The organism is Pseudomonas oplopanacis (assembly GCF_057128725.1).
In genome coordinates, this window is the sequence record NZ_JBSKHV010000003.1 from 366,129 (window position 1) to 388,918 (window position 22,790).

General features: G+C 61.0%; 21 protein-coding genes. 11 read left to right on the plus strand and 10 right to left on the minus strand.

Going from position 1 to position 22,790, the window contains the following annotated elements; genetic code table 11:
• Positions 1 to 152: 152 nt before the first annotated feature.
• On the minus strand, positions 153 to 1,685 hold the full coding sequence (locus tag ACWKV5_RS09590) for an AhpA/YtjB family protein (RefSeq protein WP_483841084.1): 1,533 nt from the start codon (positions 1,683 to 1,685) through the stop codon (positions 153 to 155).
• Between the two features lie 135 nt (positions 1,686 to 1,820).
• Between ACWKV5_RS09590 and serB the strand changes: the two genes are divergently transcribed.
• Complete coding sequence (gene serB / locus ACWKV5_RS09595) at positions 1,821 to 3,035, plus strand: phosphoserine phosphatase SerB (RefSeq protein WP_090176300.1); 1,215 nt, start codon at positions 1,821 to 1,823, stop codon at positions 3,033 to 3,035.
• A 146-nt stretch (positions 3,036 to 3,181) separates the two neighbouring features.
• Here the strand turns inward: serB and ACWKV5_RS09600 are convergent, their stop codons facing one another.
• The 4 genes from ACWKV5_RS09600 to ACWKV5_RS09615 form a co-directional block, all read right to left on the minus strand.
• Complete coding sequence (locus ACWKV5_RS09600) at positions 3,182 to 4,939, minus strand: molecular chaperone (protein WP_483841085.1); 1,758 nt, start codon at positions 4,937 to 4,939, stop codon at positions 3,182 to 3,184.
• A 133-nt stretch (positions 4,940 to 5,072) separates the two neighbouring features.
• Positions 5,073 to 5,933 (minus strand): archaetidylserine decarboxylase, encoded by an 861-nt coding sequence (gene asd, locus ACWKV5_RS09605; RefSeq protein WP_131058796.1) that lies wholly within the window; start codon positions 5,931 to 5,933, stop codon positions 5,073 to 5,075.
• Positions 5,934 to 5,949: 16 nt separating this feature from the next.
• Positions 5,950 to 6,765: a rhodanese-like domain-containing protein gene (locus tag ACWKV5_RS09610; RefSeq protein WP_483841086.1), complete on the minus strand. Its 816-nt coding sequence runs from the start codon at positions 6,763 to 6,765 to the stop codon at positions 5,950 to 5,952.
• Between the two features lie 42 nt (positions 6,766 to 6,807).
• A complete protein-coding gene (locus ACWKV5_RS09615) occupies positions 6,808 to 8,346 on the minus strand; it encodes an HDOD domain-containing protein (protein ID WP_483841087.1) in 1,539 nt (512 codons plus the stop codon).
• A gap of 166 nt (positions 8,347 to 8,512) precedes the next feature.
• On the opposite strand from ACWKV5_RS09615, the gene motA reads away from it, so the two are divergent.
• Positions 8,513 to 9,364, plus strand: coding sequence for a flagellar motor stator protein MotA (gene motA, locus ACWKV5_RS09620; RefSeq protein WP_027921997.1), 852 nt, complete (start codon positions 8,513 to 8,515; stop codon positions 9,362 to 9,364).
• A 3-nt stretch (positions 9,365 to 9,367) separates the two neighbouring features.
• On the plus strand, positions 9,368 to 10,411 hold the full coding sequence (gene motB, locus ACWKV5_RS09625; RefSeq protein WP_483841088.1) for a flagellar motor protein MotB: 1,044 nt from the start codon (positions 9,368 to 9,370) through the stop codon (positions 10,409 to 10,411).
• A gap of 42 nt (positions 10,412 to 10,453) precedes the next feature.
• On the opposite strand, the gene ACWKV5_RS09630 is transcribed toward motB, so the two are convergent.
• The 4 genes from ACWKV5_RS09630 to rsgA all read right to left on the minus strand — a co-directional run bounded on the left by ACWKV5_RS09630 (position 10,454) and on the right by rsgA (position 13,552).
• A complete protein-coding gene (locus ACWKV5_RS09630; protein ID WP_140668292.1) occupies positions 10,454 to 10,939 on the minus strand; it encodes a toll/interleukin-1 receptor domain-containing protein in 486 nt (161 codons plus the stop codon).
• Positions 10,939 to 11,898 (minus strand): caspase family protein, encoded by a 960-nt coding sequence (locus ACWKV5_RS09635; RefSeq protein ID WP_477794780.1) that lies wholly within the window; start codon positions 11,896 to 11,898, stop codon positions 10,939 to 10,941. The genes ACWKV5_RS09630 and ACWKV5_RS09635 overlap by 1 nt, the downstream gene beginning before the upstream one ends.
• 2 nt (positions 11,899 to 11,900) lie before the next feature.
• Positions 11,901 to 12,308, minus strand: coding sequence for a TIR domain-containing protein (locus ACWKV5_RS09640; RefSeq protein ID WP_483841089.1), 408 nt, complete (start codon positions 12,306 to 12,308; stop codon positions 11,901 to 11,903).
• A gap of 212 nt (positions 12,309 to 12,520) precedes the next feature.
• Positions 12,521 to 13,552 carry a small ribosomal subunit biogenesis GTPase RsgA gene (rsgA, locus tag ACWKV5_RS09645; protein WP_008153263.1) on the minus strand — a complete coding sequence of 344 codons (1,032 nt, stop codon included), beginning with the start codon at positions 13,550 to 13,552 and terminating at the stop codon, positions 12,521 to 12,523.
• 107 nt (positions 13,553 to 13,659) lie between these two features.
• Here rsgA and orn point away from each other — a divergent pair, with 107 nt between their 5' ends.
• Both orn and ACWKV5_RS09655 read left to right on the plus strand, forming a co-directional pair.
• Positions 13,660 to 14,202, plus strand: a complete 543-nt coding sequence (gene orn, locus ACWKV5_RS09650) for an oligoribonuclease (protein WP_007995036.1) — start codon at positions 13,660 to 13,662, stop codon at positions 14,200 to 14,202.
• Positions 14,203 to 14,414: 212 nt separating this feature from the next.
• Positions 14,415 to 15,026 carry a trimeric intracellular cation channel family protein gene (locus tag ACWKV5_RS09655; protein WP_027921991.1) on the plus strand — a complete coding sequence of 204 codons (612 nt, stop codon included), beginning with the start codon at positions 14,415 to 14,417 and terminating at the stop codon, positions 15,024 to 15,026.
• Here ACWKV5_RS09655 and queG read toward each other — a convergent pair.
• On the minus strand, positions 15,008 to 16,087 hold the full coding sequence (gene queG, locus ACWKV5_RS09660) for a tRNA epoxyqueuosine(34) reductase QueG (protein ID WP_483841090.1): 1,080 nt from the start codon (positions 16,085 to 16,087) through the stop codon (positions 15,008 to 15,010). The two genes, ACWKV5_RS09655 and queG, sit on opposite strands and share 19 nt — an antisense overlap.
• 63 nt (positions 16,088 to 16,150) lie before the next feature.
• Here queG and ACWKV5_RS09665 point away from each other — a divergent pair, with 63 nt between their 5' ends.
• The 6 genes from ACWKV5_RS09665 (at position 16,151) to hfq (ending at position 22,783) form a co-directional block, all read left to right on the plus strand.
• Entirely contained in the window at positions 16,151 to 17,650 is a 1,500-nt protein-coding gene (locus ACWKV5_RS09665) for an NAD(P)H-hydrate dehydratase (RefSeq protein WP_483841091.1), read from the plus strand.
• A complete protein-coding gene (tsaE, locus tag ACWKV5_RS09670; protein ID WP_483841092.1) occupies positions 17,638 to 18,108 on the plus strand; it encodes a tRNA (adenosine(37)-N6)-threonylcarbamoyltransferase complex ATPase subunit type 1 TsaE in 471 nt (156 codons plus the stop codon). Before ACWKV5_RS09665 ends, tsaE begins: the two co-directional genes overlap by 13 nt.
• Positions 18,109 to 19,551: an N-acetylmuramoyl-L-alanine amidase gene (locus tag ACWKV5_RS09675; RefSeq protein ID WP_483841093.1), complete on the plus strand. Its 1,443-nt coding sequence runs from the start codon at positions 18,109 to 18,111 to the stop codon at positions 19,549 to 19,551. It abuts the gene before it with no gap.
• A complete protein-coding gene (gene mutL, locus ACWKV5_RS09680) occupies positions 19,548 to 21,458 on the plus strand; it encodes a DNA mismatch repair endonuclease MutL (protein WP_483841094.1) in 1,911 nt (636 codons plus the stop codon). The genes ACWKV5_RS09675 and mutL overlap by 4 nt, the downstream gene beginning before the upstream one ends.
• Positions 21,458 to 22,429 carry a tRNA (adenosine(37)-N6)-dimethylallyltransferase MiaA gene (gene miaA / locus ACWKV5_RS09685; RefSeq protein WP_483841095.1) on the plus strand — a complete coding sequence of 324 codons (972 nt, stop codon included), beginning with the start codon at positions 21,458 to 21,460 and terminating at the stop codon, positions 22,427 to 22,429. The genes mutL and miaA overlap by 1 nt, the downstream gene beginning before the upstream one ends.
• 93 nt (positions 22,430 to 22,522) lie before the next feature.
• Positions 22,523 to 22,783 (plus strand): RNA chaperone Hfq, encoded by a 261-nt coding sequence (gene hfq, locus ACWKV5_RS09690; RefSeq protein WP_007902656.1) that lies wholly within the window; start codon positions 22,523 to 22,525, stop codon positions 22,781 to 22,783.
• Positions 22,784 to 22,790: the final 7 nt, after the last annotated feature.

Sequence of the window (22,790 nt, forward strand, 5' to 3'; positions counted from 1 at the left end):
CGCTCCCACAGTGGATCTCTGATGACCACAGAATCTGTGTCCACAGACGATCCCTGTGGGAGCGAGCCTGCTCGCGAAGGGGCCAGAACAGATAACAAAAAACCCGCAGATGATCACTCATCTGCGGGTTTCTTTTGCATCTCGGCTAGTGCTTACGCCCGTCGTTCATGCATCCGTGCCAACTGCCGCTCCAGCATCGATGGATAAGGCTCCATCAACCGCTCCACGCAGCAAGCGCCCTCAGGGCTGGCAATCGGACGAATCCGTGCACGCTGACGGATCAGCGCATCGTCACTGATCTTGCGCTCCACCAGCAGGAGGTTGCGGCTGTGTTGCGACAGGGCCAGGGCGTCCTGAGCGGATTCGGTCAGCAGCAAGTCGATCTGACTCATACCGAACAATTCCTCGCCCAGCGTCAGGCCCAGCTGCAATTGCAGGGTGATGCCGCTGTCCGCGACTTCGATCTGCAATTGATGGCCCAGGGCCCGCAGCAGCTCACCGCAGCAGATGGCGTTGGTCAGGTAGTCGTCGCCGCTGTCTTCGGTGTGGAACAGCATCAGCGTGCTGCCATCGTTCAGGGTATGCAGTTCACTCTGGTAGAGCGAAGCGGCCTGATCGAGGCAGTCGCGATAGCGCTTCAGCAATTCTTCCAGGCGTGTGCGAGGCAGGCGACGCAGTTGATCCTGGGCGCCCAGTTGCACGGCCAGGACTGCACTGTGTTGCGGCACGTTCGAGATCACCGGTTTTGCGACCGGTTTCGGCGCGCTGGCGGCGGACTCGTCACGCAGATCGGCAAACGCGTCATCGTCGTCATCGTCTTCAGCGGTGCTGACAATGTGCCGCGGCGCCGGTTTGAGTGCGGCCACAGGCTTGGTTTCGTCGAAACTCGGGTCACGCAAGTTGCGCACTTCGAAGGACGGCTCGTTGTCGTCCGCGTCTTCGTAGTCGCTGTCGTCGTACTCGGGCTCTGGCGCAGGCTCTGGTTCGGCGGGCTCCGGCGCGAAATTGGCGTGCAGCTGACGGGCAAGGTCGCCGATTTCATCCTGGCGCTCGGTGGCCGGGGTGTATTCGTCGATATTGCGCAGCCACACGCGCAATTGCAGCAGTGGCGTGGAGATATGCCGACCCAGTCGCAGGCTCAAGGCCAGGGACAGGGCGAGCAGAATCGCACTCAAAATGCCCATGCTTTGCAGGCTGATGGTCATCGGCTGCTGGAACTGATCCATGTCCAGGCTGATGCGCAGTTGCCCGGCGGTCACGTCCTGGAACGTGATCTTGCTCTGGTACATGCCCTCGGCTTCGCCCAACAGGCTGTGCTTGGGGCGCTGACCGGCTTCGGCGAGGATGCGGTTATCCACGCTATAAATGGCGGCGTGGGCCACCAGTTTATTCTTGGTCAGGTTGTTGAGCAGCACGTTGAGGCTGAGGATGTCGTTGGACACCAACAGCTCCGTGGCGGACGTGGCGGTCTGCGTGGTCAGGCTTTCGCCCAGCGCATCAGCCTGCTCGTGCATGGCCTGCTTGAACTGCAAACCCATCACGCAGGCGTAGATCACCAGGGCCAGAGCGACCAGGATCACGTTATGGCTGGCGATGCGCAATGCAATCGGTACACGGCGATGGCGCAGTGCCCGGAAGATCAGCAGAAAGAAGTTATCGGTTTTTACTGGCGTGGGCCGGTTCACTTGAGCTCGGCTCTTTTGTCCGTGAAGTTGACGCGCAGTATAGCGACAGGCCCTAGACCGGCAAAGCGCTCACGGTGCCCGATGGTCACTGAAAGTGGGTAGAATGCGGTTTTTTTCCACTTGCGGGGGTGCGCCTTGCGCGAAATCGTCCTGATAAACATCACGGGAGTCGACCGTCCGGGTCTGACTGCGGCCATTACCGGCGTTCTGGCCCAGGGTGGTGTGAACATTCTCGACATCGGTCAGGCGGTGATCCACGACACCCTGTCGTTTGGCATCCTGGTTGAAATTCCTGGTACCGAGCAAGGCAAATCGGTGCTCAAGGACATCCTGTTCAAGGGCTACGAGCTCGACCAGCAGGTGCGTTTCACGCCGGTGTCCGAAGAGGATTACCAGCAGTGGGTCGGCAATCAGGGCAAAAAGCGCCACATCGTGACGCTATTGACCCGCAAAGTGACCGCCGGGCAATTGCAGGCCGTGAGCTCGATCACCGCCAAATATGGCCTGAACATCGATCACATCGATCGCTTGTCCGGGCGCATGCCACTGGACACTCCAGCCGACAAGGGCAAGGGCTGCATCGAGTTTTCCGTGCGTGGCGAAGCGGCTGATCCGCAGGCGTTGCGGGCCGAGTTCCTCAGCGTTGCGCAGGAACTGAACGTCGACATCGCCTTTCAGGAAGACTCGCTGTTCCGTCGCAACCGTCGCCTGGCGGTGTTCGACATGGACTCGACCCTGATCGAAGCCGAAGTCATCGACGAACTGGCCAAGGCGGCTGGCGTGGGCGATCAGGTGTCTGAAATCACCGAGCGGGCGATGGCCGGCGAGCTGGACTTCCGCGCGAGCTTCAAAGAGCGTCTGGCCTTGCTCAAAGGCCTGGACGTCAGCGTGCTGGATTCGATTGGTGCGTCCCTGCGCCTGACCGAAGGGGCCGAAACCCTGTTCGCCGAACTCAAGCGCCTGGGTTACAAGACCGCGATTCTGTCGGGTGGCTTCACCTACTTCGCCAAGCAATTGCAGGCCAAGTTGGGCATTGACTACGTATTTGCCAACGAACTGGAAGTGGTCGACGGCAAGGTCACCGGTGTGGCGGTCGAGCCGATTGTCGATGCGCAGCGCAAGGCGGATCTACTGCGCGAGCTGGCGCATAAAGAAGGTTTGCGTCTGGAGCAGACCATCGCGGTCGGCGACGGCGCCAACGATCTGCCGATGCTGGCGATTGCCGGGTTGGGCGTGGCGTTCCGCGCCAAGCCGTTGGTGAAGCAGTCGGCGAAGCAGGCGATTTCCACGCTTGGGCTGGATGGCGTGCTGTACCTGTTGGGTTTCCGCGATCGCGACGGGCAGCTCTGATTTCTCGCTTGCGTGATCGGGCCTCTTCGCGAGCAGGCTCGCTCCCACATTTGATCTGCTGTGAACACACCACTCGTGAACGCCAGTGATCTATTGTGGGAGCGAGCCTGCTCGCGAAGGACGCGCCGCGGTCCTTCAGGCCGCACTCAAAGCGAAGGCCACAACGAATCAAACACCTCCTCAACGCCGCTCCCCGCGGCGTTGTCGTTTCTGCTCGCTTCCAGCGACCGATAAGCAAACTGATTAAAACTGTTGGTGCTCGCCACCCGCCGATCCAGCCCGGCCCGGCGTTCCTGGCCGTTGGTGTTGATCAGCACCTTATTGCCTTCCTGAAACGGCAGGCGCGGGGCGAGCACGGTGGCGGGCAGGTCGATGGCGCTGATTTGCGGCAGCAACAAGCCACGCAAGTAATGGCTGTGGTCATCACTGTTGCGCACCAATTGCAGCCCGCAAGGCTCGGCGAAGGGCGCGACCAGCTCGATGCCCATCTGCGTACCGCCACCGCGCACTTGGCGAATCCAGCGCACGACCGCAATGCTCCAGCCTTTATTGACTGAATCCTCGATCCCGACCATTTCCCCGGCCTGTAGCTCGGCGGGCACCGCGTTGGGCCAGGCCAGGCAATAACCACCGGGGCTGTGATTGATGACGGGCAGGGCATAGGTCGGAAAATGCCGGTTGCTGTCGGCCTCTTGGCTGTCGTCGTTTTGCAGTTGCGGGTATTCAATTTCCTCGTAGGGCAGCAAGGCATCGCCCGTGCCCTGTGATGCGGCATCGAACGCCTGATGCCAAGGGTCGCTGTCCCGACTGGCCGCAGGCATTGCCGAAAACTGCGCGAGCCGGTTGCCAGGGTTTTTCAACAGGTCGCTGAATGAGCGCTGCCCGCCGAGATAAAAGTGCAGTGCGCTCATCCCCACGCACAGGGTCAACGTACCTTGACCGGCCGTTCGCTGAAAACTGCGCTCGGACGCTTGTCCCCAGGCCGCGTGCAGGTGTTGCAGCGTGTCCACGCTAAGGCCTGTCGGCACGGGCAAGTCGCCTTTAATACCTTGCAAGTGTGTTTCGATGGCGTCGACCAGTGGCTGCGGATCAATCCCCAGCAAATCGGCCTGCTGCTCGGCCCGGAACTTGCCGCGGTAACGCGGGCCGGTATCGAGGTCCGGGGCGATGGCGAACAGTCCATCCGCCTGTAGTTTGACCCGGTGACTCCAGGCTTCCAGCGCTTCGGCGAGGCGAGCGATCTGGTTCTGGCGCAATTGATTGCAGCGTGACGCACCCAGCAGCAGGGCGGCGGCGTAAGTCTGTTCGATGCTCAGGGAGGGCGTCTGGCTGGCCAGCTCATCGCGCAGGCTCAGGTGTTGCAGTCGATGTTCGCAGCCGATCCGGTACAGCTGATGCAACTCCAGCCACACACCGTCCGGCACCGGGCAGTAGAGCTGAGTGGCGCGGATCAACTGGCCGTTCAGGCAATGAATTGCCCGTTGCAACGCTTGCGCCAGCAACGGCGCACGGTCCTTGCTGAAACGCGGCGAGATACGGATGACGATCTGTTTGTAGCCGATCGCCAAATGACCTTGCAGGGCCTGGCAGAGATTGGCGATCTTGCGCGAACGTTCGTCGAGGACAATCGCCTGGTGCAGGAAATGCCGCTCCAGGTGTTTGCAGACGTAATACACCTCGGGCCTGAGCAACTCGAGCATGGGCAGGCGGTTGGCGCTTGGGGTCAGCAGTTGGTTGAGTTCGCCCAGGGCTTGATAGAGCTGGCGGGCGGTTTCGCCGATGTTGGCTTTGGGCAGGGCGGCGATCCAGCGCTTGAGGTCGCGCGGAGTGGCTTCGCAGAAAGTCAGGCGCAGTTGCGCGGGGACGTGGGCGTTAAGCAGCAGGTGGGGAGTGTTCTCATTCATGCCGTGGAAAAACTCCAGCCGGTCAATGGGCAGTGAATGACCTGACTGTAGCAGCTATGTCCATCAGCGCGGGACAACCAAAAAGGAAGGGTATCCGCCCTGTCGAAAATACTCGACAGGGCGGGTCAGCGGATCAGGCGTTTGGCAGGCCCATGCCCTGGCCCATCTGCACCGGCGAACCGGCCGCCAGTTCTTCGGCCCACTTGACCTGGTCTGGGCCGAACAGCACGACAGCGGTCGAACCCAGTTTGAAGCGACCCAGTTCCGCACCTTTCTCCAGATGGATCGGTGCGCGGGCGGCTTCGTCGTAGCGGAAGGTTTTCAGTTCACGTTTCGGCGGTGTGACCAGCCCGGCCCAGACGGTTTCGATCGATGCAACGATCATCGCGCCCACCAGGACCACGGCCATCGGCCCACGCTCGGTGTCGAAAATGCACGCCACACGCTCGTTGCGGGCAAACAGCTCCGGGACGTTTTCGGCAGTGGTCTGGTTGACCGAGAAGATCCGGCCCGGGATGTAGACCATCTCGCGCAGGGTGCCGGCCAGCGGCATGTGTACGCGGTGGTAGTCCTTCGGCGACAGGTAAATCGTGGCGAAATCACCGCCCATGAATGGCGCGGCGTTGGCTGCGTCACCGCCCAGCAACTCCAGCACGCTGAAGCTGTGGCCCTTGGCCTGGAACACGCGACCGTGTTCGATCGGGCCGAGCTGGCTGACTGCGCCATCGGCTGGGCTGAGGATCGCGCCCGGGGTTTCGTCCAATGGACGAGCGCCGTCTTTCAGCGCACGGGTGAAGAACGCGTTGAAGTGCTCGTAGGCGGTCAGGTCTTCGACCAGCGCTTGGGACATGTCCACCTGATAACGCTTGGCAAACCAGGCGGTAAAGGCGTTCTTGAACCAGCGCACGCGGCATTCGGCAATGCAGCCGGCCAGTCGCGAGAGCAAGTGATGGGGCAGCAGGTATTGGCTGAGGATAAACAGACGCTTGTTCATTAACTGTCCTTAAACCTTAAATCTCTACGGGGGTGTCGGGGTGGTTGCCCCATTCGCCCCAGGAACCGGCGTAGCCTTTGACCCGCGGATAACCGAGGGATTTGGCCACCAGATAAGTGAAGCCAGAACGGTGGTGAGTCTGGCAGTGGGTAATGACTTCTTTGTCTTTGCTGATCCCTAGCTGTTCGAGGATCTGCGCCATGTCGGTGCGGATGCGCAGGTTGCGCGCCTGATCCATGCCCGCAGTCCATTCGAAATTGACGGCGCCCGGAATGTGGCCGGCCTTGGCCGCCAGCACTTTCTCGCCGGAGTATTCCAGCGGCCCGCGCGCGTCCCAGATCGCCAGGTCGGCGGCGCCGAGACGGCTTTGCAGGTACTCGCGGGTCGCGGTAGGTTCGTCGTGCAGGGTCAACTTCACCGGGCCGCCAGCGGGGGCCGGGATCTGGATCGACATCGGCATACCTTCTGCCAGCCAGGCCGTCAGACCGCCGTCGACGTAGTGGTATTTACGGTGACCGATAACGTCCAGCAGCCAGATAAAACGCCCGGCCCAGCCGCCACCTTCGTCGTCATACACCACGTACACCGCATCGGGGTTGTGGCCCAACTCGCCAAACAGCGCTTCAAGTGCCGCTTGCGGCGGCATCAGCCCCGGTGCAGGTGCCTGACCGAGTTGAGTGCGTTTCGGATCGACAAAACGCGCGCCGGGAATATGCCCTTCGGCATAGCGGGCGCTGCTGGTCAGGTCCACCAGAATCAGATTGCGGGTCTCGAGAAGAGGGAGCAAGTCGCTCGGCTCGATCACCAGCGGCAAGCCAGAGAAGTCAGGCATGTGAGGTCTCCAGGGCACAAAAGGGTGGATTGTAGCGCAGCGTCATTGGCCGCGGTGGCTAAAGGTGTTCAAGGCTTTCTCGATGCACTGCGCGGTTTTGCCGAAGGCTTGCACGGTGATTTCCGAGAACGGCCCGCCGCCCTGATCCGCCACCACCACCATGATCACCCGACCATTATTGACCAGCGAGCGCAGGATCAAGTGTTCGCCACGGAACTGCGCACGCAGGTTGCCAGGCAGCAACGCCGAGAACTGCGCGGTGTTGGCCGGTGTCAGGCGCACCTGAGCCTGCTGCGAGAGCAAACGTTGCAGCACGGAGCTCTGGCTAACCACGAAATTCAGCCCCGCCGTTTCTGTGGGCAAACCGGCAACCTGATGCACCCGCAGATTGGCGTGCGTGCGGTCGGCCATCAAGATCATGACCCGACGCATGCCGCACGCGACCAAAGCGTCCCGGGCGGAGGTGGTCAAGTGCATCGCGTTGGTGAACGGGCTTGGCTCCACCAGCAACTCGGCGCATTGGCTGCGCCACTTTGCCAGGTCTTCGGTGGTCGGCGCCGGGGCCGGCAGCAAGGCGGCGTGGACACGGTTCATGCCCCACGGCCAGAGCAGCGAAACGGCGGGGTGCCAGAGGTCCGGCATGGCATGCAGCCGGGCGCTGTTGGCGGCCTGTTGGTGCAACTGCTGCTGCACGTCGGCCATCGGCGTTTGCAGGTAAAGACTGGTCAGGTATTGCCAGCGCTCGCTGTGCGGGCTGTCCCACGCCTGTTGCGCCGACAGCGCCAGACCGTTGGCCAGCAGCACGGTATTGGCCGGCTGATTGAGCCAGCGGCGCAAGGTCGGATCGTCATCGAGGCGGTTTTGCTGGCGCAACGGATGATCGCTGTCGCGGGCAATGCGCAGCACTTTGACCAGTTCGCGCTGCTCGGTCAGCAGCAGGCGATAACCCTGTTCCACCCACACCGGCAGGCGCCAAATGGTCACCAGGGCCTGGCAAATGTCCAGCAGGCGCACGCCGAACAACTGTTTTTCGACCTTGCGCGCCGACTCACCTTTATGGATGACCCGCAGCTCCCATTCTTCGAGCAATTGCGGATAGGTCAACGCCATCGGCCACAGCGGCGAGAGGAACAGCAGACTGCCCCAATGAATGTCCTGCCACAGCCGCGCCAGGCGACTGGCAAAAAAACCATTGGCCTGTTGCGTCGCGTGCTGGCTGATCAATTGCAGCTGGCGCAAGGCAAGCGGGATCTGCATTTGGGGTTCGGCGGGGAGGCGGGCGAGCAGTTCTTCGGTGCGTTTCAAACCGAGGCGATTGATCGCCACCTCAAGGTTTTCCGCAGGCTCGGTCATGCTGCCGTGGGTATGGCGGTTGGCTTCACGAATGATGCTCAAGGCCAGGGCCGGGCTGTCTTGCATCAGTTCGGCGATATCACGCAGCGAGCTGCGATTATCGGCGATGGCCCTGCAGACACGGTCATGGCTTTCCTGCGGAACCGGCAGGCGCACGCCATCGAGAAGCTTGACCCAGCCTTCGAGTGTCGTTGGTTTTTGAGTGGGAATGTTCGTCTGGTTAGCCATGGTTGGACGCAATCTTCGTCTGCATTACCTATGCCCGGAGTAGGCTAAATTAGCTTTTCGCTTGAACGGGCTATAGTCTGGCGCAGTTTTGCCGATAAGGAGAAGAAGAGATTTTTCGACCTCCGAATATGACCTTGAACCCGACTCAGTAAGTGCTCTCCTACCTATGGCTAAAATTCTCGGCATCATTGTCGTATTCGCGAGCGTGCTCGGCGGGTACGTGCTCTCCCACGGCAAGATTGCTGCCCTTATCCAGCCTTTCGAGGTGATGATTATCGGTGGCGCAGCCTTTGGCGCATTCCTGCAAGCCAACCCTGGCCATATGGTCAAAAACGTTCTGAAGAAAGCCTTCGGGATGTTCAGCTCGCGCTTCAACCACACTTTTTACCTTGAAGTGCTGGGGCTGATTTACGAGATCCTCAACAAGAGCCGCCGCGAAGGCATGATGGCCATCGAAGGCGACATCGAAGATGCTGCCGCGAGCCCGATTTTCGCCAAGTACCCGGCGGTGCTCAAAGATGACCGCATGACCGCGTACATCTGCGATTACCTGCGCATCATGTCGTCCGGCAACATGGCTCCCCACGAGCTGGAAGGCCTGTTCGACATGGAACTGACCAGCCTCAAGGAAGACCTCGATCACCCGTCCCACGCGGTGAACGGTATTGCTGATGCGATGCCGGGTTTCGGTATCGTCGCGGCGGTACTGGGTATCGTGGTGACCATGGCCTCCCTGGGTGAAAGCGATCAGAAAATGATCGGCGTGCACGTGGGTGCGGCACTGGTCGGTACCTTCTTCGGTATTCTCGCCGCCTACGGCTTCTTCGGCCCGCTGGCCCATGCCCTGGCCCACGATGCCAAGGAAGAGCTGAACGTCTACGAGGCCATCAAGGCTTCGCTGGTGGCTTCGGCGTCCGGCATGCCGCCATCGCTGGCTGTAGAGTTCGGTCGCAAGGTTCTGTACCCGGCGCACCGTCCTAGCTTCGCTGAGCTGGAACAAGCGGTTCGCGGTCGCTAAGTCATGGAAAATAACCAGCCGATAATCATCAAGCGCGTAAAAAAATACGCGGGCGGGCATCACGGGGGCTCCTGGAAAATCGCCTTCGCTGACTTCGCGACGGCGATGATGGCGTTCTTCCTGGTGCTGTGGCTGCTGTCCACCGCCACACCGGAACAGAAGATCGCCATCGCCGGTTACTTCAAAGACCCGGTCGGCTTTACCGAAAGTGGCACGCCGTACATCATCGATCTGGGCGGCTCCCCGACCCTGGCGCCGGAGAAAACCCTCAACCCCGAGGTGAAATCCCAGCCGCAGCCAGACCGCGTCACTGTCGACACCGAACAGGTCGAAGGCATGGCCGAGCAGGTCGAGAAGGAACGCCTGGAACTGTTGCTGCAAGAATTGCAGAACAAGGTCGATGAAAATCCGCAGCTGCAGAAATTCAAGGACCAGATCCTGTTCGAGATCACGCAGGACGGTTTGCGCATCCAGATCATGGACGCCGAAAACCGCCCGATGTTCGACTCCGGCAGTGCGCGTCTGAAACCGTACTTCGAAGACATCCTGCTGGCCATGGCCGACACCATCAAAGCGGTGCCGAACAAGATCAGCATCAGCGGCCACACCGATGCCAAGCCGTACTCGGGCACCGGTGATTTCGGCAACTGGGAACTCTCGGCCAACCGTGCCAACGCCGCTCGCCGTGCGCTGGTCGCCGGCAGCTATCCGGATCAACAGGTCGCGCGGGTGGTCGGTTACGCCTCGTCGGCCCTGTTCGACCGTGAGAATCCGTTCAATCCGATCAACCGCCGCATCGACATCGTGGTACTGACCAAGAAAGCCCAAAAGGCCATTGAAGGTTCACAAGGTGCAGAACCTGCGCCAGAACCGGCACCAGCCCCCGCAGTACAAGGGCAGGGCGGTCCGGGCGAAGTGCCGGCCAAGCCAGTTGATCCGAACGCTTTGCCGGCGGATAAAGAACCGCTGCCGGCCCATGAGCTTCGTGAACGTTTGAATATCTTTGAAAACCCGGCACCGAAACCGGCTGAACCGCCGAAGCAGTGACCCACAAAAAAGCCGACAGCGATGTCGGCTTTTTTGTGCCTGTCAGAAACCCCGTCGAATACGGTTCTTGAGCTGGTCGTGGAACAACTCGGCATCACGCCGGTAAGTGCCGCGAACGGATTCGCTGAACGACTCCAGCCCCATTGAGCGCTTGGAGAGCAACTCCTCGCGATAGGCGTCGATAAAGAAGTTGATATCGTTCTCACCACTCAATTTCGGCCATTTATCGAGGTACAGCGGTAGCGCGCTGGGGCCGATCTTGTACGAGCAGATCCGGCGATTGCTGATGGTCGCTTCGCCGATTTCGAACGGCACCCACCACGACTGTGCAGTCTGCTCCGAAACCACGGCCATCAGGTGTGTGCATTCGGTGATGTTGCGGGTGATGACGGTGGTGATGTCTTCAGTGGTTTGCGATTCCGCGTCCAGCACATCGAGGTAGGTCTTGATGTTTGCCTGCGTCAGGCGGGTGTTAATGGCCATCGCATGGGCGCGGTCGGTGTGGCGGTAGCTGATAAACACAGGCATCAGAAATGTCCCTTGATCGCGAGTTCGCGGTAATAGGCGCCGAGGGCGGTCAGGCGGCAGCCGGTGGAATGCAGGGCGGCGTAGTACATGTGCTCGGCGTCGACCGGTTCGATCAAGCTGTGGCGGTTGCACTTTTGCAGTTGCTTGAAGATTTCGCCGTTGTCGGGATCGAACGCGGCCTCGGTCGGTTCGTAGCTGGGGTCCAGCGGGAACACGTAGCTAGGTTCCGGGAACCAGTCCTTGAGCTTGCGCAGGGTTTCTTCGGCAATCAGCGGCGTGACTTCGCGCAGCGGCACAAATTGCGAGACGTTGGTCTTGAACACCGGTCGTTGTTCCCATGCCCCAAGTGCGTTGTCGACGAACGAATACACGCTGCCGGGCGTGACCTTACCCAAGACATTGGCGGCTCCGCCGTGCAGTGCTTGCAGCAACAGGTCGGTAAACACGCCGTGGCCGCGACCTTCGAGCGCCACCTGGTCTTTTTTACAGGCGGTGAGAATGGTCATGCCTTCGCTGATCACGCTGCTGCCACCGCGCAACCCGCGCATCGCGGCCGCCGCGCCGGCCTGGCAGCAGTCGAGGATGATGATTTTGTTTTTGATGTGGGGGGCGTTTTCCGCCCAGTTGAGGATGTCGCTGATGCGGATGCCTTCGACGCCCTGACCGAAATCCTGCGGGATCAGCAGGCCTTCATCGATGCTGGTATCAAACTGGCCGTGACCGGCGAAGTACAGCAGCGCCACGTCGCAATCACCGGAAAACAGACTCTGGATCTGCTGCTTCAGGTTTGTGTGAGTGAGGTTTTCCTCCGCCGAGGTCAGGACCTTGCTGCTGAAGTTCGGACGCCCGTTGGCGTGGCGTTCCAGTACCGAGGCCATGGCCATCGCGTCGTTGTTGCAGCCGCTCAATGGCGACACATGCGTGTAGTGGTTGATGCCGATGAACAGTCCCTTGCGCATGGTTACACCGCCGTGTGCAGGCGAATGGCGTTGACGATGCTGTTGGTGTTCCACGCACATTCGGCGTGCGCGGCATCACGCACCACCGTGGAAATCCGCTCGGCCCCAAACGGCTTGACCGCAATGATCACCTTGCCCATCCGCTTGGCGATCTCGATCTCCTTGTTGATCCACTTGCTGTAGGTCGAATACATCCCCGCCATGATCAGCACCGCCGAGCACGGACGAATCTTGTTTTCGATGGCGGCTTCCAGTTGTTTGTCGGTCTGCGCGTCGACAATCGGGTTGTCTGTCGGCACTGAAAAGTTTTTGAAGGTGAAGCCGGGTTTGGCGTTGAGCAGGCGCACGAGATTGTCGTGGGCGTGGGGGTAGTTCCACGAATGGCTGATGAACAAATGATAGGTTTGCATGGTTGTCCCTCGGTATCGCCGGAATGCGAAGAGGGCTTGAATGTATGCACTTGAATGGCCGCAACAAGGCCTGCGCGGTTAAAGAGAAGAGTCCTTCAAACAGGCGCGCGGAAGTCCTACAGAGGAGTCTGACGTTTAATCCGAGGGGAAATGTGTAGGTCGCAACAAGCGGCCCACCGTCCCGTCAGTGTCGGGGCGGTGGGCGCGTCTGTTTAGTAGCTGGTTTCAGGCAGGCTGGCGATGATCGAGCGGTAGCTGTTCATCCGTTGCTGCTGCACGCGACCTTCTTCGAGGGCCTTGAGCAGGGCGCAACCCGGTTCGCGGTCGTGCTTGCAGTCGCGGAAACGGCAGGTGCCGATCAGGTCGTTGAACTCGATGAACCCGGCTTCGACGTCGGCGCGGCTGACGTGGCCCAGGCCGAATTCACGAATACCCGGGGAGTCGATCAACTCACCGCCACCAGGGAAGTGGAACAATCGCGCGGTGGTCGTGGTGTGAGTGCCCTGGCCGGACAGCTCGGACAACGGACCGACACGGGCTTCGACTTCCGGCAGCAGGCTGTTGACCAGCGACGACTTGCCGACGCCGGACTGGCCGACGAACACGCTGATGCGCCCGTCCAGTTGCTCCTGCAGTTGCTCCATGCCGTTGCCGTGATGCGCCGACACTTCCAGTACCGGGTAACCAAGCGTGCGGTAGACCGCCAGCAAGGCGTTCAGCGCCGGGGCGTTCTGCTCATCGATCAAGTCGAATTTGTTGAGCAGCAGCAGCGGCCGGATACCGGCGTGCTCGGCAGCAACCAGATAACGGTCGATCAGGTTGGCGTGAGGCTCGGGCAGCGGGGCGAAGACGATGACGATCATGTCGACGTTGGCGGCCACAGGCTTGAGCTGGCCACGGCTGTCCGGACGGCAGAGTTCGGTTTTGCGCGGCAGTTGCGCCACGATCACGCCGATGCCCTGGTTACCGGCACGCCAGACCACCTGATCGCCGGTCACTAGCGCCGGGAGGTTGGCGCGCAAGTGACAGCGGAATACCTGGCCGGCCAAATCGCCATCGAGGGCTTCGACTTCAACCTGTACACCGAAGTGCGCGATCACCAGGCCGGTCTGTTCCGGACCCAGGTCGCCACCCTCAAGTGCCTCGACAGCCGAGGACTCGCGTTTGGCGGCGCGGGCAGCGCGTTCGCCCTGAATCTTTTCGATGCGCCAGTTTTGACGACGATTGAGTTGGCGTTTGGCCATGGGTGTTCCGTATCAAGAATGCAGCGATTAGGTAAAACGGCCGCGAGTTTAGCACGCCCCGCCGGTTGCCTAGGCTAAACTGCGCAGCATTGCCTAGGAGCCGACACATGCAAAACCCGCAGAATCTGATCTGGATCGACCTGGAAATGACCGGTCTGAACCCTGATACCGACGTCATCATCGAGATGGCCACCATCGTCACCGACAGTGACTTGAACACCTTGGCCGAAGGTCCGGTGATCGCCATCCACCACAGCGACGAGATCCTCGCCGGCATGGACGAGTGGAACACCCGTCAACACGGCGGCTCGGGCTTGACCCAGCGCGTTCGCGACAGCCGCATCAGCATGGCCGAAGCCGAAGCCGAGACCATCGCCTTCCTGGAAAAATGGGTGCCGAAGGGTAAGTCTCCGATCTGTGGCAACAGCATCTGCCAGGACCGTCGCTTCCTTTATACGCACATGAAATCCCTGGAAAGCTACTTCCACTACCGCAACCTTGACGTGTCGACCCTCAAAGAGTTGGCCGCACGCTGGGCGCCGGACGTGCGCGACAGCTTCAAAAAAGGTAGCACTCATTTGGCGCTGGACGACATCCGCGAGTCGATTGCCGAGTTGCAGCACTACCGCAAGCATTTCATCAAATTTTAAATCTGGAATACGGACTGTAGGAGCCGGCTTGCTGGCGATGGCGCCCTTGAGTACGCCATCGCCAGCAAGCCGGCTCCTACGGGATCTGCGTTGTGCCCGTGGGGGCAAGGCTAGCCCGCGAAGCAGACGACTCGGTCTTCCTGGGTGATCGCCCTCTTTTGGTGCTGCACCGAAATGGCTAGACTGCGCGCCTTTCTGCAAGGACCGCCGCCATGTTGCTGATGCTTTACCTGATTGCCATCACCGCCGAAGCCATGACCGGCGCGCTGTCTGCTGGCCGTCGCGGCATGGACTGGTTTGGCGTGGTGCTGATTGCTTGTATCACGGCGCTGGGCGGCGGCTCGGTGCGCGACGTACTGCTCGGCCACTATCCGCTGACCTGGGTCAAACACCCGGAATACCTGGTGCTGACCTCGGTCGCCGCCATGGTGACCGTCTTCACCGCGCGCTGGATGCGCCACCTGCGCTCGCTGTTCCTGGTGCTCGACGCCGTGGGCCTGGTGGCGTTCACCCTGATCGGCTGCATGACTGCTCTGGAAATGGGCCACGGCATGCTGGTGGCGTCGGTCAGCGGCGTGATCACCGGCGTATTCGGCGGCATCTTGCGCGACATCTTCTGCAACGACATCCCGTTGATCTTCCGCCGAGAGCTCTACGCCAGCGTTTCGTTCGCAGCGGCGTGGTGCTACATGCTCTGCATCTACCTGCAATTACCCGGCGAACAAGCGATTTTGATCACGCTTTTTGGCGGTTTTCTGCTGCGGCTGCTGGCGATTCGTTTCCACTGGGAAATGCCGAAGTTCGTCTACAACGACGAAGCCTGACGGTCGGCGTGTTGCTTGAGCGCCCACTCGACATGCTCACGCACCAACTCCGACGGGTAATCCCTGCGCGCCTTCAGCGCTTCCAGCACCGGGATGCTCGACGGCGCATTGCCCAACCCCACCGCCAGATTACGCAACCAACGCTCATAACCCGCCCGGCGTAATGGGGAGCCTTCAGTGCTGCTGAGGAATTTTTCCTCGTCCCACATGAACAGCTCGGCCAATTCAGCGTTGTCCAGATTGTGCCGCGGTTTGAAGTCGCTTTCGCCGGACGGACGGGCGAAGCGGTTCCAGGGGCAGACGATCTGGCAGTCATCGCAACCAAACACCCGGTTGCCGATCAGTGGCCGCAGATCTTCCGGGATCGCGCTTTTCAGCTCGATGGTCAGGTAGGAAATGCAGCGCCGGGCGTCCAGTACGTACGGGCCGACGAAGGCGTTGGTCGGGCAGATGTCGAGGCACGCGGTGCAGCGGCCGCAATGTTCTGTGGAGTGGGGCGGGTCGACCGGCAATGGCAAATCGACAAACAACTCGCTGAGAAAGAAGTAACTGCCGGCCTTGCGATTCAGGACCAAGGTGTTTTTGCCGATCCAGCCTAAACCGGCCTGCTCGGCGATGGCTTTCTCCAGCACCGGGGCGCTGTCGACGAAGGCGCGGAAACCAAACGGGCCGATCTGGGCCTGAATTTTGTCGGCCAGTTGTTGCACGCGTTTACGAATCAATTTGTGGTAATCGCGGCCCAAGGCATAACGCGAGACGTAGGCTTTTTCCGGTTGGGCCAGCATTTGCGCCATTTGGGTGTCGCCGGGCAGGTAGTCCATGCGCAGGGAAACCACGCGCAAAGTGCCGGGCACCAGCTCTTCCGGATGCGAGCGTTTGCTGCCGTGGGCGCCCATGTAGTCCATTTCGCCGTGGTAGCCGGCGGCGAGCCAGCGCTCCAGGTGCTGCTCATGCTCGGCCAGGTCGAGGCCGCTGATGCCTACTTGCTGAAAGCCCAGCTCGCGGCCCCAGTCCTTGATGGACTGGGCGAGGGCGGGCAGGTCTGTGGTAATTGCGGGCATGAGGTGAGAGAAACCGGAGCTGAGGTGCGTATAATTCTGCCAGACATCGGAGCCCGAAGACGCATGCCGCACACTAAAGATGATTTACCCGACGCGCTGTATAGCGCTGCGCAGGTCCGTGGGCTCGATGCGAGCCTGATCGCGGCCGGCACACCGGGCTTCGAGTTGATGCAGCGCGCGGCGCGAGCGACCTGGCGGGCGATGGTCCGGCAATGGCCGTCGGCGAATGAGTTGACGGTGCTGTCCGGGCACGGCAACAACGCGGGCGACGGTTATCTGGTGGCCGTGCTGGCCAAGCGTGCGGGTTGGTCGGTTCGCGTGTTGGCGGTAGGCGATCCCCAACGTTTGCAGGGGGATGCGGCGTTGGCGTATGCCGAGGCGGTGTCGGAAAAAGTACTGATTGAACCCTGGTCTGCACAATCCGGATTGCGCGGCGTCGTGCTCGATGCTTTGCTCGGCACCGGTCTGACGGGGGAAGTACGTGCGCCTTACGCTGACGCTATCGCGGCAATCAATGCCTGCGGATTGCCAGTGGCGGCGGTGGATATCCCTTCGGGCCTTTGCGCCGATACCGGTCGCATCCTCGGTGCAGCGGTGCACGCCGATCTCACGGTCACCTTCATCGGTTTGAAGCTGGGGCTGTTCACCGGTGATGCCGCAGACGTGGTCGGAGAACTGGTTTTCAATGATTTGCACGCCGACCCGCAGTTAGTCGAGGCCGCGGCGATCAGCGCCCGACGCCTGACGAGCGGCAACTTGCCGCGTCTTGCACCACGAGCGCCGACGTCGCACAAAGGCAAATTCGGCCATGTGCTGCTGATCGGCGGCGATCTCGGCTTGGGGGGCGCGATCCTGCTGAGCGCACAAAGCGCCCTGCGCAGCGGCGCCGGCATGGTCTCCGTGGCGACCCGCAGTGAGCATGTGCCTGCCGCACTGGCGAGAATGCCTGAAGCCATGGTGCTCGGCACTTCGTCGGCCAACCAGTTGATGGATTTGCTGCAAAAGGTTTCCGTATTGGTGGTCGGCCCTGGCTTGGGGCAGGCGTCCTGGGGGCGTAGTTTGCTGTCGGCGGCCGCCAATGCACCGTTGCCGCAAGTCTGGGATGCCGATGCCTTGAACCTGCTGGCCGAAGAACGCGTGAACTTGCCCAAGGATTGCGTGATCACGCCGCATCCGGGCGAAGCGGCGCGGTTGCTCGGGATCAGCACCGCCCAGGTGCAGGCTGATCGCCCGGCGGCGGCGCATGCGTTGAGCAAAAAATATACAGCGGTCGTGGTGTTGAAAGGCGCTGGCAGCTTGATCGCCAGTCCCGATGGGCGCCTCGCCGTGTGTCATCAAGGCCATCCGGCCATGGCCACCGCCGGCTTGGGTGATGTGCTGGCCGGTCTGGTCGGCGCATTGCTGGCTCAAGGCATGCCGGCGTTCGACGCCGCGTGCCTGGCGGTCTGGCTGCACGCCAATGCGGGTGCGCAACAAGGTAAAAATGGCCGTGGGCTGGCGGCCAGTGATCTGATCCCGGCCATTCGTCAGTTGTTGGAGGAGCAAGCACCGTGTCTGAAGTAACCCTGTACCTGGCTGATGAAGAGGCGATGACGGCCTTTGGCGCACGCATCGCAAAAACCACCCAAGGGCATGGTCTGATTTTTCTGGAAGGGGACCTGGGGGCGGGTAAAACCACGCTGTCGCGGGGTATCATTCGCGGCTTGGGGCATGAAGGCGCCGTGAAAAGTCCGACCTTTACCCTGGTCGAGCCCTATGAGATCGGCGACATTCGCGCCTTTCATTTCGACTTGTACCGTTTGGTCGATCCGGAAGAGCTGGAGTACCTGGGCATTCGCGACTATTTCGACGACGACGCGCTGTGCCTGATCGAATGGCCCGATAAAGGTGCAGGCTTTTTGCCAAAGCCTGACCTGACCATTACCATTAGCCCGCAAGACAGCGGGCGTTCGCTGAAAATTTTATCCCGGGGCTCGCGCGGCGAGGCCTGGTGTGCCGCTTTGGCATTGGAATCCAATTAAATGATGGGGTCAGGTATGCGCTTTCGCGCGATGGTAGCTGCCGTAGGATTGTTGTTTTTGGCGGTGACCGTCGACGCTGTGGCCGACACAAAGGTCAACAGTGTTCGCCTGTGGCGGGCGCCGGACAACACACGGCTGGTGTTCGACCTGACCGGGCCGGTGCAACACAGCGTGTTCACCCTCACCGCTCCGGATCGGCTGGTGATCGACATCAATGGCGCGACGCTCGGTGCGCCGTTGAACGTCAACACTTCCAATACACCCATCACCGCCATGCGCTCGGCGCAACGCACGCCGACTGACCTGCGGGTGGTTATCGACCTGAAGAAGGCCGTGACCCCGAAAAGCTTCTCCCTGGCCCCCAACGCCCAGTATGGCAATCGGCTGGTGGTTGATCTGTTTGATAACGCCGCCGATGCCGCGCCGTCGCCAAGCCCGGCTCCGACGCCGACCCCTTCGGTCGCCACGATGCCGGCCGTGCCCGTCACGCCGGTTGAGCCGGCGATCAAACTGCCACCTGCTCCTGCCGGGAAGCGCGACATCCTGGTGGTGATCGACGCCGGCCACGGCGGTGAAGACCCGGGTGCTTCAGGCTCTCGCGGTCAGAAGGAAAAAGACGTGGTATTGGCCATCGCCCGTGAATTGCAGCGTCAGGTCAATGGCATGAAAGGCTTCCGCGCCGAACTGACTCGTACCGGCGACTACTTCATTCCGCTGCGTGGCCGAACCGAAATCGCCCGCAAGAAGGGCGCCGACCTGTTCGTTTCGATCCACGCCGACGCCGCGCCGTCGGCCGCCGCCTTCGGTGCGTCGGTGTTCGCCCTGTCTGATCGCGGCGCGACCTCGGAAACGGCCCGCTGGCTGGCGGACAGTGAAAACCGCTCCGACTTGATCGGCGGTGCCGGCAACGTCAGCCTCGATGACAAGGACCGCATGCTCGCGGGTGTGCTGCTCGACCTGTCGATGACCGCGTCGTTGACGTCCAGCCTGAACGTCGGCCAGAAAGTCCTGAGCAACATCGGGCGGGTCACACCGCTGCACAAGCAGCGTGTGGAACAAGCCGGGTTTATGGTGCTGAAGTCGCCAGACATCCCGTCGATCCTGGTGGAAACCGGGTTCATCTCCAACTCCAACGAAGCCTCGAAACTGGCCTCCTCGAATCACCAGCAGGCGCTGGCACGTTCGATCAGCAGCGGCGTGCGCCAGTTCTTCCAGCAAAACCCGCCACCGGGCACTTATATTGCCTGGCTGCGCGATTCCGGAAAAATCGCTCAAGGCCCACGTGATCATCGCGTCAGCCCGGGTGAAACCCTGGCGATGATTGCCGTGCGTTATCAGGTGTCACCTGCCACGCTGCGCAGCGCCAACAACCTGTCGAATGATGAGCTGAAAATCGGTCAGCACCTGACCATTCCAGGCACAGAGTTGGCGGCGAAAGAATGAATCAGGTCGTGATCAACAGCGCTCGCATCGAGCTGCTCAGCCCGCGACTGGCGAACCAGATTGCCGCCGGTGAGGTGGTCGAGCGCCCGGCTTCGGTGATCAAGGAGTTGCTGGAAAACAGCCTCGACTCCGGCGCCAAGCGCATCGATGTCGATGTCGAGCAGGGCGGCGTCAAGCTGCTGCGCGTGCGCGACGATGGCAGCGGCATTTCTGCCGATGACCTGCCGTTGGCGCTGGCGCGACACGCCACCAGCAAGATCCGCAATCTGGAAGACCTCGAACAGGTCATGAGCCTCGGGTTTCGCGGTGAAGCACTGGCGTCGATCAGCTCCGTGGCGCGCCTGACCCTGACGTCCCGCACCCGCGATGCCGATCAGGCCTGGCAGGTCGAAACCGAAGGCCGAGACATGGCGCCGCGTGTGCAGCCGGCCGCGCATCCGGTGGGCACCTCGGTGGAAGTGCGCGACCTGTTCTTCAACACCCCGGCGCGTCGCAAGTTTCTCAAGACCGAAAAAACCGAATTCGATCACCTGCAAGAAGTGATCAAGCGTCTGGCGCTGGCGCGCTTCGATGTCGCGTTCCACCTGCGCCACAATGGCAAGACCATCCTCAGCCTGCACGAAGCCCATGACGACGCGGCCCGTGCCCGGCGGGTGGCGGCGATTTGCGGTTCGGGGTTCCTGGAGCAGGCGCTGCCGATCGAAATCGAGCGCAATGGCCTGCATTTGTGGGGCTGGGTCGGCCTGCCGACGTTCAACCGCAGCCAGGCAGATTTGCAGTATTTCTTTGTGAATGGCCGCGCGGTGCGCGACAAACTGGTGGCCCACGCGGTGCGCCAGGCCTATCGCGATGTGCTGTTCAACGGCCGGCATCCGACGTTCGTGCTGTTTTTCGAAGTGGATCCGGCGGGCGTCGACGTCAACGTGCACCCGACCAAGCACGAAGTGCGCTTCCGTGACGGGCGCATGGTTCACGATTTCCTCTACGGCACGTTGCACCGCGCCTTGGGCGATGTGCGTCCCGAAGATCATCTGGCCGCACCGGTGGCAACGGCCATCGTGCGTCCAACCGGCCTCGATGCCGGTGAGTTCGGCCCGCAGGGTGAAATGCGTCTGGCGGCCAATGCGCTGCTGGAGCAACCTCAGGCGCAGCCGTCGTTCAATACCCCGGCTGGCTCGGGCGCTGGCGCCGGTTATCAGTATCAATACACGCCACGCCCGCAATCCGGCGTCCCGGTTGCCGAAGCCCAGGCTGCGTACCGTGAGTTCTTCGCGCCGTTGCCAGAGGCCAATGCGGCCGCGCTGCCAGCCGGGCAGGACGATATTCCGCCGCTGGGTTACGCCCTGGCGCAGCTCAAAGGCATCTACATCCTGGCGGAAAACGCCCAGGGGTTGGTGCTGGTGGACATGCATGCGGCTCACGAGCGGATCATGTACGAGCGCCTGAAAATCGCCATGGCCAGCGAAGGCCTGAGCGGCCAGCCGCTGCTGGTGCCGGAATCCCTGGCTGTCAGCCAGCGCGAAGCCGATTGTGCCGAAGAGCACGCTGCATTGTTCCTGCGCCTGGGCTTTGAATTGCAGCGCCTGGGGCCTGAATCCCTGGCCATCCGGCAAATTCCGGCCTTGCTCAAGCAGGCGCAAGCCAATCGACTGGTCAGCGATGTCTTGGCGGACCTGATGGAATACGGCACTAGCGACCGGGTCCAGGCGCATCTGAACGAACTGCTTGGGACGATGGCCTGCCACGGCGCGGTGCGTGCGAATCGGCGCCTGGCGATCCCGGAAATGAACGGTCTGCTGCGCGACATGGAAAACACCGAACGCAGCGGTCAATGCAACCATGGCCGACCGACCTGGACCCAATTGGGCCTGGACGATCTGGACAAATTGTTCTTGCGCGGTCGTTGATGAGCCAGCTCCCTCCAGCGATTTTCCTGATGGGCCCGACCGCTGCGGGCAAGACCGACCTGGCCATCGAGCTGACCAAGGTCCTGCCGTGCGAGCTGATCAGTGTCGATTCGGCGCTGGTCTATCGGGGCATGGACATCGGCACCGCCAAACCTTCAAAAGAAATCCTGGCCGAATTTCCGCACCGATTGATCGACATTCTCGACCCGGCCGAGAGCTATTCGGCCGCCGATTTCCGTCGTGATGCCCTGGAAGCGATGGCCGATATCACCGCGCGGGGAAAAATTCCGCTGCTGGTGGGCGGCACAATGCTCTATTACAAGGCTTTGGTCGAAGGTCTGGCGGACATGCCCGCGGCCGATCCAGACGTCCGCGCGCAGATCGAGGAAGAGGCTGCACGCCTTGGCTGGCAAGCGCTGCACGAGCAATTGGCGGCGATTGACCCTGAGTCTGCCGCGCGTATTCATCCAAACGATCCGCAGCGACTCAGTCGGGCATTGGAAGTTTATCGCGTCAGCGGTCAGAGCATGACCGAGCTGCGACTGAGACAATCTGTGCAAAGTACCGAAGCAGCCGCTTCGGGACTGCAACAATTGCCCTATACTGTCGCGAACTTGGCCATTGCTCCGGCAAATCGCCAGGTACTGCACGATCGAATTAAACAAAGATTCACGAATATGTTGGAACAGGGATTCATTGACGAGGTCGTAGCCCTGCGTAAGAGAAGTGACCTGCATTCCGGGTTGCCGTCTATACGTGCGGTAGGCTACCGACAAGTCTGGGATTGCCTGGATGGCAAGCTGACACAAGCCGAGATGCAGGAGCGTGGAATCATTGCCACGCGCCAATTGGCAAAGCGTCAGTTCACCTGGCTGCGCAGTTGGGCTGATTTACACTGGCTGGACAGTCTCGATTGCGACAATCTGCCGCGCGCCTTGAAATACTTGGGGACCATCTCCATATTGAGCTGAGTCCTTGCAATTGCCGTCTATCCTTGGGGGTGTGACGGCTAAAGCCATCTGTTTACCTATTTTTTATATTGAATCCTTAAAGGAGTGCGGCACATGTCAAAAGGGCATTCGCTACAAGACCCTTACTTGAATACTTTACGTAAAGAGAAAGTTGGGGTGTCTATCTACCTGGTCAACGGGATCAAACTGCAAGGCACGATCGAGTCTTTCGACCAGTTCGTTATCCTGCTGAAAAACACCGTTAGCCAAATGGTTTACAAACACGCTATCTCGACAGTGGTGCCGGTTCGTCCAATTCGTCTGCCAAGCGCAACCGAATCCGAAGCAGGTGACGCTGAGCCAGGTAACGCCTGATAGGAGT